This is a genomic window from Streptomyces sp. BBFR25 (assembly GCF_044590125.1).
GTDB classification, from domain to species: domain Bacteria; phylum Actinomycetota; class Actinomycetes; order Streptomycetales; family Streptomycetaceae; genus Streptomyces; species Streptomyces canus_D.
The window spans coordinates 7,148,514-7,161,130 of record NZ_CP172447.1 but is presented as its reverse complement, the minus strand read 5'-3'; the positions used below and the strand labels follow the sequence as shown (position 1 = coordinate 7,161,130).

The window sequence follows — 12,617 nt, the reverse complement described above, 5'->3', positions numbered from 1 at the left end:
GTCAGGCCCTCTCTGCCCACGGCTCCGCAAGATCTGTGTCGCCGTCACCACCGTACGGGGGTGGTCGGTGACCATGTGCGGCAACGGGGGAATTGGTGGCGCGCGAACACACCGGCGCGCGCCCGCGCGCCGGTGTGCCGGTCTCAGTCCTCGTGCCCGAGCTGCAGGTCGCGCTCCGTCCGGCCGCCGCCGGCCACCTGGAGCACGGTCGCGACCGGCGGGTATCCGGCCGCGATGACGGTGTACTCGCCGGACGACAGGTCCACGAACCGGAAGGTGCCGTCGGGGCCGGTGGTCAGGGTGTCCACCACGTTGCCCGCGGCGTCGAGGAGCGTCACGCGCGCGTCCTCCACGACACGGCCGCCGCTGGCCCGCACCGTGCCGCGCAGCACGGCGCCGCCGGCCAGTTCGACGTCCTGCCGGGTCTCCCGGGCGGCCTGGACGCTGACCGGCAGCGCGGCCGGACGGAAGGCGGGGGCGCTGGCGGCGAGGGTGTACTCGCCCGCCACCAGCTCCGTGATGACGTAGCCGCCCTCGCGGCCGCTGCGGGTGGTGGCGACGACCTCGCCGTGGACGTTGGTGAGGGTGACGGTCGCGTCGCGGACGGGGCTGCCGTCGGCGGTCATGACGCTGCCGGCCAGGCGTCCGGCACCGCCGAGGACCACGTCCAGTTCCACCGGGCGTTCGCCGACCGTCACCGAGACCGCCTGCGGCTGGTGGCCGCCGGCCGCGGCGATCAGGACGTAGGCCCCGGAGCCGGGCGTGGCCAGCGCGTAGCGTCCGTCGTCGCCGCTGGCGCCCCGGCCGATCTGTTGCCCGCCGACGTCGATGAGGGTGAGTGCCGCGCGGGGCACGACCGTGCCGTCGGGGTGCTGCACCGTGCCGCAGACGGGGATGCCGCCGGCGTAGGGCGACCGGGCCGGCGGCACCTGGGTCGCCGGCTGGGCCTGCGGGGCGTGCGGTGCGTGCTGTGCGGTCTCCGGGTCGGTGACGGGGGCGTTGTGGGACACCAGTGGTTTCTCCTTGAGGAAGAGGGCGATGAGGAGCCCGAGGACGAGCACCGGCACCAGGTAGAGGAAGATCCGCGGCATGGCGTCGGCGTACGCCCCGATGTAGGCGTCGCGCAGCGCCGGGGGCAGGGAGTGGACGAGCTGGGGGGTGATGGCCTCGGCGTCCGGGAGCCCGGATGCCGCCTCGGCGGGGATCCGGTCGGCCAGGGCGTCGGTGAGGCGGCCCGCGAAGAGGGTGCCGAAGACGGCCGCGCCGACGCTGCCGCCGATCTGCCGGAAGTAGTTGTTGGCGCTGGTGGCGGTGCCCAGGTCGGTGGGGCGCACCGAGTTCTGGACGGCGAGGACCAGGACCGGCATCACCATGCCGATGCCTGCGCCGAGCACGGCCATCCAGATGCTGTAGTGCAGCCGGGAGGTGTCGGCGTCGAGGCGGGAGAGCAGCCACATGCCGACGACGGACAGCGCGCTGCCGAGGATCGGGTGGCTCCGGTAGTGACCGGTGCGGCTGATGAGCTGTCCGGAGATGATCGAGGCGCCCACGACGCCGCCCATCATCGGCAGCATCAGCAGGCCGGACTCGGTGGCGCTGGCGCCGTCGACCATCTGGAGGAAGGTCGGCAGGTAGCTGGCGGCGCCGAACAGGGCGACGCCGATGACCAGGCCGACCAGGGCGGTGACGTTGAAGATGGAGTCCCGGAACAGGCGCAGCGGGATCAGCGGTTCGGGCGCGAAGTGCTCCGCGACCAGGAAGAGCAGGGTGGCTCCGGCCGCTCCGGCGGCGAGGCCGAGGATGACCTCCGAGCCCCACGCGTACTCGGTGCCGCCCCAACTGGTGAGCAGCACCAGGCAGGTGGAGGCGGCGGCGAGCAGCAGGGCGCCGAGGATGTCCAGGCGCGGCTTGACCCGCGGCCGGGGCAGCTTGAGGACGACGGCGACGACGGCCATGGTGACCAGGCCGAAGGGCACGTTGATGTAGAAGCACCAGCGCCAGGAGAGGTGGTCGGTGAAGTAGCCGCCGAGCAGCGGTCCGGCGACCGAGGCGAGGCCGAAGGCGGCACCGATCAGGCCCATGTACCGGGCACGTTCACGGGGCGGCACGATGTCCGCGATGATCGCCTGCACGCCGATCATCAGGCCGCCGGCGCCGACGCCCTGCACCGCGCGGAAGGCGATCAGCTGGTCCATGGTCTGCGCGCGTCCGGCCAGCGCGGAGCCGACGACGAAGACCAGGATGGCGAACTGGAAGACGCCCTTGCGGCCGAAGAGGTCGCCGAGCTTGCCGTAGATCGGCAGGCCGACGGTGGAGGTGAGCAGGTAGGCGGTAATCGCCCAGGACATCTTGTCCAGACCGTGCAGCTCACCGACGATCTTCGGCAGCGCCGTGGCGACGATCATCTGCTCCAGGGCGGCGAGCAGCAGCGCCAGCATCAGCCCGACGAAGACCAGCCGCACCCGGCGCGGGCTCAGCCCGGTGTCCCGCTCCCCGCCCGGCTCGGGGACGGGAGGCTCCGGGGGTGCCTCGGCCACGGCGACCGGTTCGTCCCGCGCGGGACTGCCTACCGGGTCCTGCACCAGAGTGATCCCGCCCACGTACCGCTCCCCTCGTCACACCTGCTCACATTTGCCGCCTGAGGCGACAACTGCGAACAAGTGCGACGAGTTACGGACGCGCGACGGGTTGGCGCGGAGATCACTCGAACCGGTGAGGCGGCCAACGGCCGCACCGCGCCTGCCGTTTGGCTACTTCTCGACCTCGGCGGCGAGCTTGGCGAGCAGGGCGTCGTAGATCCGGCCGAGCCCCTTGGGCGCGAAGGTCTTCTCGAAGAAGCCGCCGACACCGCCGGCCCCCTGCCAGGTGGTGACCACGACGACCCGGGACTTGCCCTCGCCGGCCGGGGTGACGCGCCAGGTGGTGACCATGGAGGAGTTGCGGTCCTTCTCGACCAGCTCGCCGTCGGTCGGCTCGGTGACCTCCAGCAGGCAGTCGCGGACGCGCTTGCTGGTGGCCTGGAGCTTCCAGTGCACGAGGGTGCCCTCGCCGTCGCCGCCCTCCCGGACCTCGTACTCGCTGAAGTGTTCGGGCAGCAGCTTCTCGCGGGTGCCGCTGTAGTCGGCGAGGGTGTCGAACACCGTCTCCGCGTCCGCTGCGACGATCCGCTCCGTCGTCGCCTCGACCTGCGCCATCGGGTTCCTCCAGGGCCTGGTTCTCGGGTTCGGGGCAAGCCAACCACCCCGCCGCCCGGCCACCAAATCGGGGGGCGCGAAGCGGCCCCGCACGACTCGTCCGCACGATCAAGGGAACAAGTGTTCTATTGTGTCGAACAGTGCTACCGAGGAGGCCGCAATGCGCTGGGAGAACCTCACGGGCTCCGACCACGCCCGGACGGCGGACACCGCGCTGTTCGGCGCGGACGCCGTCACCACCCGCACCTTCGACATGCCCGAGTTCCGCGGCATCACCTTCCACGAGGTGCGGGCCCGCTCGATCCTGAACCGGGTGCCGGGGGCCTCGCGCATGCCGTTCGAGTGGACGGTGAACCCCTACCGGGGCTGCACGCACGCGTGCGTGTACTGCTTCGCGCGCAAGACGCACAGCTATCTGGACCTCGACACGGGGCTCGGCTTCGACTCCCAGATCGTCGTCAAGGTGAACGCCCCCGAACTGCTGCGCCGCCAGCTGGCATCGCGCCGCTGGCAGGGCGAGCACGTCGCGATGGGCACCAACGTCGACTGCTACCAGCGCGCGGAGGGCCGCTACCGGCTGATGCCGGGCATCATCGAGGCCCTCACCGAGCGGGCGAACCCCTTCTCGATCCTCACCAAGGGCACGCTGATCCTGCGCGACCTGGACCTGCTGACCCGGGCCGCCCGGGTGACGGACGTGGGCATCTCGGTCTCGGTCGGCTTCACCGACACGGACCTGTGGCGCACCGTGGAGCCGGGCACGCCCGCCCCGGAGCGCCGGCTGGAGGTCGTACGGGCCCTCGGCGAGCGCGGCATCGGCTGCGGGGTGCTGATGGCTCCGGTCATCCCCTTCCTCGGCGACGAGCCGGCCCAGCTGAGGGCCACCGTGCGGGCCATCGCCGCGGCGGGCGCCACCTCGGTGACGCCCCTGGTGCTGCACCTGCGCCCGGGCGCGCGCGAGTGGTTCATGGTCTGGCTCCAACAGCACCACCCGCACCTGGTCCGCCGCTACGAACGGCTCTACGCCGACGGCGCCTACGCCCCGAAGTGGTACCAGCGCCGGATCACCCGCCAGGTGCACGACCTGGCCCGCGAGTACGGCATCGGACCCGCGCGCGCGGGGATGCCCCGGCGCATCGCGGAGCCGCAGCCCGCGCGGCCGGCCGGATCCGCGGCCACCGAGCCGGTGCAGTTGTCGCTCCTCTGAGGGCCTTGGGCACGAGCCCCGGATCGAAGAAGCCCGAGTAGCCGAAGAAGGCCGAGTAGGCGCATTGGAGGGCATCTTCCGACCCGATCGGGTCAAGTAGGGACCCGTCTCGTTCTTCCGTAGGCGCTCGCCGGGACCATCCGGCGAGGACCGCGACCCGCGCGGACCGCAGCCTCTCCGTCCTGGGAGTCCTGGGAGAACGCCATGAGACAACGCGCAGCCGTGCTGTGCGGCGCCGCAGTCATCGCCGCCGGGACCGTCACCGCCGTCCCCGCCGAGGCGGGCGCACCGCACCCCGTGTCCGCGGCGCCCGCGGCGGCGGCCCCGCACTGGGAGAAGTGCGCCACGGAGGACTACCCGACGCTCCAGTGCGCGTCCCTCAAGGTGCCGCTCGACCACGCGCGTCCGCGCGGGAGGCAGATCACGCTGGCGCTGTCCCGCGTCCCGCACACTGCCGGGACGTACCAGGGCCCCCTGCTGGTGAACCCCGGTGGCCCCGGCGGCAGCGGGCTGACGCTGGCCGGGTTCGTGGCGTCGTCGCTGCCCGCGAAGGTGGCCGCCCAGTACGACGTCATCGGCTTCGACCCGCGCGGCGTGGGCAGGAGCACTCCCGCGCTGGACTGTCTGCCGGGTCACTTCGACCCGGTGCGTCCCGACTCGGTGCCGGGCACGCCGGACGTGGAGCGGGCCAACCTGAAGCGGGCCGAGGCCTTCGCCGATGCCTGCGGCGACAAGTACGCGGACGTGCTGCCGTACATCGACACGGTCAGCGCCGCGCGGGACGTGGACGCGATCCGCGCGGCGCTCGGCGCCGAGAAGCTCAACTACTTCGGCTACTCGTACGGCACCTACCTGGGCGCCGTCTACGCCAAGCTCTACCCGCAACGGGTGCGGCGGCTGGTCCTGGACTCCGTAGTCGGGCCGGACGACGTCTGGTACGACGCCAACCTCAACCAGGACCTCGCCTTCAACGACCGCCACCGGGCCTTCCTGGCGTGGATCGCCGGGCACGATGCTGCCTACGGTCTGGGCACCGACCCCGAGCGGGTCGAGGCCGCCTGGTACGCCATGCGGGAGGCGCTGGCGAAGCGGCCCGCGGGCGGAAAGGTCGGCGCCTCCGAACTGGAGGACACATACCTGCCCGGCGGGTACTACAACGGCTACTGGCCCTACCTGGCCGAGGCGTTCGCCGCGTACGCGAACGACGAGGACACCGGCCCGCTGGTCGAGGCGTACGAGAACTTCGGGGCCCCGGACGCCTCCGGGGACAACGGCTACAGCGTCTACACCGCGGTGCAGTGCCGCGACGCCGACTGGCCGCGGGACTGGGACGCGTGGCGCGACGACAGCTGGGGCCTGTACGAGAAGGCACCCTTCATGGTGTGGAACAACGCCTGGTACAACGCGCCGTGCGCGTTCTGGCCCACACCGTCCCGGCAGCCGGTGGATGTCGCGGGCGGCGAGCTGCCCCCGGCCCTGCTGTTCCAGGCGACCGGCGACGCGGCCACGCCGTACGAGGGCGGCGTCACCGCGCACCGGCTGCTGCGCGGCTCCGCCCTCGTCGTGGAGGAGGGCGGCGGGAACCACGGCATCACGCTGAGCGGGAACGACTGCCTGGACGAGCACCTGGCCGCCTACCTGACCGACGGCACCGTGCCGCACGGCGACGGGGGCGAGGCGGACGCGGTGTGCCCGGCGCTGCCGGACCCGAAGCCGCTGGAGTCCAAGGCGGCTTCGACGTCCTCGCGGGGTTCGACCCTGCACGGGCTGCTCGGCTTCCGCGGCTAGCCGCCCGTTCGCACACCCCCTCGGGAGCGTTGTCAGTGCCGTGGTCCACGATGGACGCATGAGTGAGCTGACCAGGATTCCCGCTCCCGAGGGCGTCGCGCCCGCCGCGCAGTACGCCCATGTCGTCCTCGGCACCGGGCGGTTCGTGGCCGTCTCGGGGCAGCTCGCGCTGGACGAGGACGGCAGGGTGGTCGGCGCGGGTGACCCCGCGGCCCAGGCCCGCCAGGTCTTCGAGAACCTGCGCCGGTGCCTGGCCTCGGCCGGTGCGACCTTCGACGACGTGGTGAAGCTGACGTTCTTCGTCACGGACATGGCCCACATGGGCGCGATCCGCGCGGCCCGCGCCGCGCACATACCCGACGACCGGCTGCCGGCCGCCTCGGCGGTGCAGGTGGGCGCGCTGGTCCGGCCGGAGTTCCTCATGGAGATCGAGGCGTTCGCGGTCGTGGCGCCGTGAGCGGCCCGCAGGCGCGCGTGCGGGTGCGGGAGATGGTCCTCGCGGACTGCGACCGCGTATCCGTGATCCGGGTCCGGGGCTGGCAGAGCGCCTACCGGGGCCTGATGCCGCAGCCGCACCTCGACGCGATGGACCCCGCCGCCGACGCCGAGCGGCGTCGCAACCTGTTCGCCCGACCCCCCGAGGGCCTGGTGAACCTGGTCGCCGAGGACGAGGGCGGCGAGGTCGTCGGCTGGGCCTGCCACGGTCCCTACCGGGACGGCGAGGTGCGCACCGCGGACGCCGAGCTGTACGCCCTCTACGTCGACGCCGGACGGCTCGGCACGGGCGTCGGGCGGACCCTGCTCCAGGAGTCGGTGCGCCGGTGCGAGCGTGCCGGGCACACCCGCATGCTCCTGTGGGTGCTCAAGGGCAACACCCGCGCCCGGCGGTTCTACGAGCGGGCGGGCTTCCGTCCCGACGGCGCCGAGGAGCCGTTCGCAGTGGACGGCGTCGCGGTACCCGAGGTGCGCTACGCCCGGCCGCTGCGCGGCTGACGGCCGTCACCGCTCGGTCGCCCGCCGTCCGCTCACCGCTGTCCCGGGATGCGCGCCAGCGCCCGCACCGCCGCCTCGGCCAGCGCCGGGTGGGCGAGGGCGTCGTTCAGGACGGGTACGGCGCGGTCGTCGCCGAGGGCGCCGAGGCCCTCGACGCAGGCGAGCGCGACGCGCCGGTACGGGTCGTGCGGGCGCAGCCGCCGCTTCAGCGTGGTGATCAGCGCGGGCACCGACTCGGGTGCCCGCAGCTCGGCCAGCAGCCGCACCGGATGCAGGGCGTAGGCGACCCGCAGTTCGTTGGTGGCGAGGGCCGCGGCCGCGCGGGCGGTGCGCGGGTCGCCGAGGCGGGCCAGGGCGTGGGCGGCCGAGGCGCAGCGCGGCGGGTCGCGGTGGTTCAGCAGGAGCACGAGCGATTCGAAGGCCCGCCGGTCGCCCGCCACGCCCAGCCGGAAGGCGGCCAGTTCCCGGGCCCACAGCGGGTGTCCCGGCTCGGTGAGCACGGCGGCCAACTCGTCGTGGTCCCCGGTCGCCACGAGCCGGTCGTACTCCGCCCGCGCCCCCGGGGCGCCCGACGCCGCCGCCTCGGCCCGTAAGCGCTCCGTGAGCGCTCGCAACTCTTCGTCCATGACACCGAGGTTAGGGGCGTCACACCGGGCGTGGGACCTACATCACGAACACCGGGGGCTGGCGCGCTCGTTACCCGCGGGTTAACCTCAGACGAGCGGGTCACCCACCCGCAGCAACTCCTCACGGTGGTCTGGTGACGCAACCACCGGGAGGGCAGTCGGTCCGGTACCTCGGGTACCGCATCGGGACTCGGCCTCGGGACAGGGCCGGTCACAGGCCGCCGGACGCGTGCGCGCGCTCCACGACGGCACCGGGCGTGTGCGCCGTTCGAGCCCGGCAACACCCGCACTCCTCTCCTTCCCTTCTCACGCACCCGGTGCGCCGCGACGGCGCGTGGGGGCGCGTTCCCGTCGTCACCCCTCATTCCTGGAGTCCCGCGATGGCCACTCCCCTGTCCGACACCCCTCTGTCCCCGCTCCAGACGATCGCCGTCGTCGGCCTCGGCACGATGGGCACCGGCATCGCCGAGGTCCTGGCCGGGGCCGGCCGCGAGGTCGTCGGCATCGACGTCAGCGAGGCGCAGGCCGTCAAGGCGGTCGCCGCGCTGGAGACCTCCACCGCCCGTGCCGTCGAGCGCGGGCGGCTGACCGAGCAGGAGCGCGCCGCCGCCCTGGGCCGCGTCCGGACCTCCACCGACCTGCGGGCGGCTGCCGACGCCGACCTGGTGATCGAGGTGGTTCCGGAGTCGTACGAGATCAAGCAGCGGGTCTTCCGGGAGCTGGACGGGATCGTGCGTCCGCAGACGATCCTGGCGACCGGTACCAACGCGCTGTCCGTCACGCGGCTGGCCGCGGACTCGGCCCGCCCGGAGCGGGTGCTCGGCCTGCACTTCTTCAACCCCGCCCCGGCGATGAAGCTGGTCGAGGTGGTCTCCTCGGTGCTGACCGCGCCCGCCGCCGTCACGGCGGTCACCGACCTCGCCCTGGACCTCGGCAAGGAGCCGGTGGCGGTCGGGGACCGGCCAGGTTTCGTCGCGGACGGCCTGCTGTTCGGCTACCTCAACCAGGCCGCGGCGATGTACGAGGCGAACTACGCCTCCCGCGAGGACATCGACGCCGCGATGCGCCTCGGCTGCGGCCTGCCGATGGGGCCGCTGGCGCTGCTCGACCTGGTGGGGGTGGACACCGCGCGCACGGTCCTGGAGGCCATGTACGCCGCCTCTCGGGACCGCCTGCACGCCCCCGCGCCGATCCTCAGGCAGCTCAGCGAGGCGGGCCTGACGGGGCGCAAGGCGGGGCGGGGCTTCTACACCTACGAGGCGCCCGGCAGCGCGGTCGTGGTGCCGGATGCGCTGACCCCTGCCGAGCGCGGCGCCGAGCTGACCGGGCGGCCGGTCCGGGCGGTGGGGGTGGCCGGTTCGGGCACCATGGCGTCCGGCATCGCGGAGGTGTTCGCCAAGGCCGGGTACGAGGTGGTGCTGGCCGCCCGCAGCGCGGAGAAGGCGCAGACGGCCAAGGCCCGGATCGGCAAGTCCCTGGCCCGGTCCGTCGACAAGGGGCGCATGACCGCCGAGGCGGCCTCGCGGACCCTGGAGCTGATCACGCCGACGGGCACGTACGACGACTTCGCCGACGTCGACCTGGCCGTGGAGGCCGTCGCCGAGGACCTGGAGGTCAAGCGGCAGCTGTTCGGCACCTTGGACAAGGTCTGCAAGCCCGGCGCGGTGCTGGCCACCACCACGTCCTCGCTGCCGGTCGTCGCCTGTGCCCGCGCCACCTCGCGCCCGCAGGACGTGATCGGCATGCACTTCTTCAACCCGGCCCCGGCGATGAAGCTGGTCGAGGTGGTGCGCACCGTGCTGACCGCCGACGACGTGCACGCCACCGTCCACGAGGTCTGCGCCAAGGTGCGCAAGCACGCGGTGGACTGCGGCGACCGGGCCGGGTTCATCGTGAACGCGCTGCTGTTCCCGTACCTCAACAACGCGGTCAAGATGGTGCAGGAGCACTACGCGACCCTCGACGACATCGACGCGGCGATGAAGCTGGGCGGCGGCTACCCGATGGGCCCGTTCGAGCTGCTCGACGTGGTCGGACTCGATGTGTCGCTGGCCATCGAGAAGGTCCTGCACCGGGAGTTCCGCGATCCGGGGCTGGCGCCCGCACCGCTGCTCGAGCACCTGGTGGCCGCGGGCTGCCTCGGCCGCAAGACGGGCCGCGGTTTCCGCGAGCATGCCCGGCGCTGAGCGACCGGGCGACTGGTTCAGGCCCGAGGAGGACTGGGGCGGGCTGCTCGATCCGGCCGGGTCTCCCCCGCCCCGCGCGGGCGGGGGGACCCCCGGTCACGCGCATGATTGCGCCCGCATGCAGTACGTTCGGGTCATGTCCCAGCCCGCCAAGTCCTCACGTACCTCAGCCACGTCCGACGCGCCGGAGAGCGCGGCCGGCAACCGAGCCGCCGCCCAGCGGCTCAAAATGCGCCGGGAACTGGCGGCGGCGGCGATGGAGCTGTTCGCGACCAAGGGGTACGAGGCGACCACCGTCGACGAGATCGCGGCCCGCGCAGGGGTTGCCCGCCGTACCTTCTTCCGCCACTTCCGCTCCAAGGAAGAGGCGATCTTCCCGGACCACGACGACACCCTGGTGCGCGCCGAGGCGGTGCTCAACGCGGCGCCCGCGCACGAGCATCCGCTCGACACGGTGTGCCGGGGCATCAAGGAAGTCATGAAGATGTACGCGGCCCGGCCGGAGATCTCGGTCGCCCGCTACAAGCTGACGCGCGAGGTGCCCACCCTGCGCGAGGCGGAGATCGCGTCGGTGGCCCGTTACGAGCGCCTGTTCACCCGCTACCTGCTGGGCCACTTCGACGAGCACGCGCACGACGACGACGCCAACGACGACCCGCTGCTCGCGGAGGTCGCGGCGTCCGCCGTGGTCACCGCGCACAACCACGTGCTGCGGCGCTGGCTGCGGGCGGACGGGCAGGGCGAGGTGGAGGCGGAGCTGGACCACGCCTTCGCGATCGTGCGGAAGACCTTCGGCACGGGCATCGGGGCGGGGCGCGGCACGGCCTCCACCGCCCGTCCCGCCGCCTCCTCGGCCTCGGTGCAGGGCGAGGTGCTCGTGACGGTGGCGCGCACCGACGCGCCGCTGCACGAGGTGATGCGCACCATCGAGCAGGCCCTCAAGGAGCGCTGACCGCCCTTCCCGCACCTGTGACGACGGCCACCCATCGGGTGGCCGTTTTTGCATGTCGGCGTCCCTTTTTCACCCTCGGCGGGAGATGATTCGATCGATCATCGCTCATCTGTCACGTAAAGATTTCATCTGAGAGCATTTTCTGGCACTCAGTGCCTTGCGGGGTGACACGCGGTGTCATACGTTGAAGGTGTTCGGGCTGTCCCCGCACCTCATCCCCTGCGCGCCCGAACGCCTGCGTCACAGGCACACACCCTCACCTCAGCAGCACCGACGTAACCCTCAGCGCCCCGCCCTCAGGGCGCTCACCGCCGGAGGCAACACCGTGACCGTGAAGGACATCCTGGACGCGATCCAGTCGCCCGACTCCACGCCGGCCGACATCGCCGCACTCCCGCTCCCCGAGTCGTACCGCGCGATCACCGTGCACAAGGACGAGACGGAGATGTTCGCGGGCCTCGAGACCCGCGACAAGGACCCCCGCAAGTCGATCCACCTGGACGACGTGCCGGTGCCCGAGCTGGGTCCCGGCGAGGCCCTGGTGGCCGTCATGGCCTCCTCGGTCAACTACAACTCGGTGTGGACCTCGATCTTCGAGCCGCTGTCGACGTTCGGCTTCCTGGAGCGCTACGGCCGCACCAACGAGCTGGCCAAGCGGCACGACCTGCCGTACCACATCATCGGCTCCGACCTCGCGGGCGTCGTCCTGCGCACCGGCCCCGGCGTCAACGCCTGGCAGCCGGGCGACGAGGTCGTCGCGCACTGCCTCTCCGTCGAGCTGGAGTCCTCCGACGGCCACAACGACACCATGCTCGACCCGGAGCAGCGCATCTGGGGCTTCGAGACCAACTTCGGCGGTCTCGCCGAGATCGCGCTGGTCAAGTCCAACCAGCTGATGCCGAAGCCGGACCACCTGAGCTGGGAGGAGGCCGCCGCCCCCGGCCTGGTGAACTCCACCGCCTACAGGCAGCTGGTCTCCCGCAACGGCGCCGGCATGAAGCAGGGCGACAACGTCCTCATCTGGGGCGCCAGCGGCGGACTCGGCTCGTACGCCACCCAGTTCGCCCTGGCCGGCGGTGCCAACCCGATCTGTGTCGTCTCCTCGCCGCAGAAGGCGGAGATCTGCCGCGCGATGGGTGCCGAGGCGATTATCGACCGCAACGCCGAGGGCTACCGGTTCTGGAAGGACGAGCAGACCCAGGACCCCAAGGAGTGGAAGCGCTTCGGCAAGCGCATCCGCGAACTCACCGGCGGCGAGGACATCGACATCGTCTTCGAGCACCCCGGCCGGGAGACCTTCGGCGCCTCCGTCTTCGTCACCCGCAAGGGCGGCACCATCACCACCTGCGCCTCGACCTCGGGCTACATGCACGAGTACGACAACCGCTACCTGTGGATGTCCCTGAAGCGCATCATCGGCTCCCACTTCGCCAACTACCGCGAGGCCTGGGAGGCCAACCGCCTCATCGCCAAGGGCAAGATCCACCCGACACTCTCCAAGGTGTACTCCCTTCAGGACACCGGCCAGGCCGCCCACGACGTCCACCGCAACGCCCACCAGGGCAAGGTCGGCGTGCTCTGCCTGGCGCCCGAGGAGGGCCTGGGCGTGCGCGACCAGGAGAAGCGCGCGCGGCACCTCGACGCCATCAACCGCTTCCGGAACATCTGAGG

At 72.3% G+C, this 12,617-nt stretch carries 10 protein-coding genes; 7 read left to right on the top strand and 3 right to left on the bottom strand.

Translation table 11 applies throughout. The features are described 5' to 3' along the window. Positions 1–143: 143 nt before the first annotated feature. Together ACGH52_RS32145 and ACGH52_RS32140 are read right to left on the bottom strand one after the other, a co-directional pair. Positions 144–2,600: an MFS transporter gene (locus ACGH52_RS32145; protein ID WP_399944425.1), complete on the bottom strand. Its 2,457-nt coding sequence runs from the start codon at positions 2,598–2,600 to the stop codon at positions 144–146. 150 nt (positions 2,601–2,750) lie between these two features. Beyond that, positions 2,751–3,194: an SRPBCC family protein gene (locus ACGH52_RS32140; protein ID WP_059302693.1), complete on the bottom strand. Its 444-nt coding sequence runs from the start codon at positions 3,192–3,194 to the stop codon at positions 2,751–2,753. A 160-nt stretch (positions 3,195–3,354) separates the two neighbouring features. On the opposite strand from ACGH52_RS32140, the gene ACGH52_RS32135 reads away from it, so the two are divergent. The 4 genes from ACGH52_RS32135 (at position 3,355) to ACGH52_RS32120 (ending at position 7,182) form a co-directional block, all read left to right on the top strand. Further along, the gene (locus ACGH52_RS32135; protein ID WP_399944422.1) at positions 3,355–4,401 is read left to right on the top strand and encodes an Rv2578c family radical SAM protein; all 1,047 of its coding nucleotides are present in this window, start codon (positions 3,355–3,357) and stop codon (positions 4,399–4,401) included. 204 nt (positions 4,402–4,605) lie between these two features. Continuing rightward, the gene (locus ACGH52_RS32130) at positions 4,606–6,189 is read left to right on the top strand and encodes an alpha/beta hydrolase (protein ID WP_399944420.1); all 1,584 of its coding nucleotides are present in this window, start codon (positions 4,606–4,608) and stop codon (positions 6,187–6,189) included. A gap of 58 nt (positions 6,190–6,247) precedes the next feature. Further along, on the top strand, positions 6,248–6,646 hold the full coding sequence (locus ACGH52_RS32125; protein WP_121703796.1) for a RidA family protein: 399 nt from the start codon (positions 6,248–6,250) through the stop codon (positions 6,644–6,646). After that, positions 6,643–7,182: a GNAT family N-acetyltransferase gene (locus ACGH52_RS32120; RefSeq protein WP_399944416.1), complete on the top strand. Its 540-nt coding sequence runs from the start codon at positions 6,643–6,645 to the stop codon at positions 7,180–7,182. The genes ACGH52_RS32125 and ACGH52_RS32120 overlap by 4 nt, the downstream gene beginning before the upstream one ends. A 32-nt stretch (positions 7,183–7,214) precedes the next feature. Here ACGH52_RS32120 and ACGH52_RS32115 read toward each other — a convergent pair whose 3' ends face one another. Then, a complete protein-coding gene (locus tag ACGH52_RS32115; RefSeq protein ID WP_076977185.1) occupies positions 7,215–7,808 on the bottom strand; it encodes an adenylosuccinate lyase in 594 nt (197 codons plus the stop codon). Positions 7,809–8,188: 380 nt separating this feature from the next. Here ACGH52_RS32115 and ACGH52_RS32110 point away from each other — a divergent pair, with 380 nt between their 5' ends. The 3 genes from ACGH52_RS32110 (at position 8,189) to ccrA (ending at position 12,615) form a co-directional block, all read left to right on the top strand. After that, positions 8,189–9,994, top strand: coding sequence for a 3-hydroxyacyl-CoA dehydrogenase family protein (locus tag ACGH52_RS32110; RefSeq protein WP_076977184.1), 1,806 nt, complete (start codon positions 8,189–8,191; stop codon positions 9,992–9,994). A gap of 136 nt (positions 9,995–10,130) precedes the next feature. Continuing rightward, positions 10,131–10,946, top strand: a complete 816-nt coding sequence (locus ACGH52_RS32105) for a TetR family transcriptional regulator (RefSeq protein ID WP_059302708.1) — start codon at positions 10,131–10,133, stop codon at positions 10,944–10,946. A 331-nt stretch (positions 10,947–11,277) separates the two neighbouring features. Next, positions 11,278–12,615, top strand: coding sequence for a crotonyl-CoA carboxylase/reductase (gene ccrA / locus ACGH52_RS32100; RefSeq protein ID WP_193777821.1), 1,338 nt, complete (start codon positions 11,278–11,280; stop codon positions 12,613–12,615). Positions 12,616–12,617 lie beyond the last annotated feature (2 nt).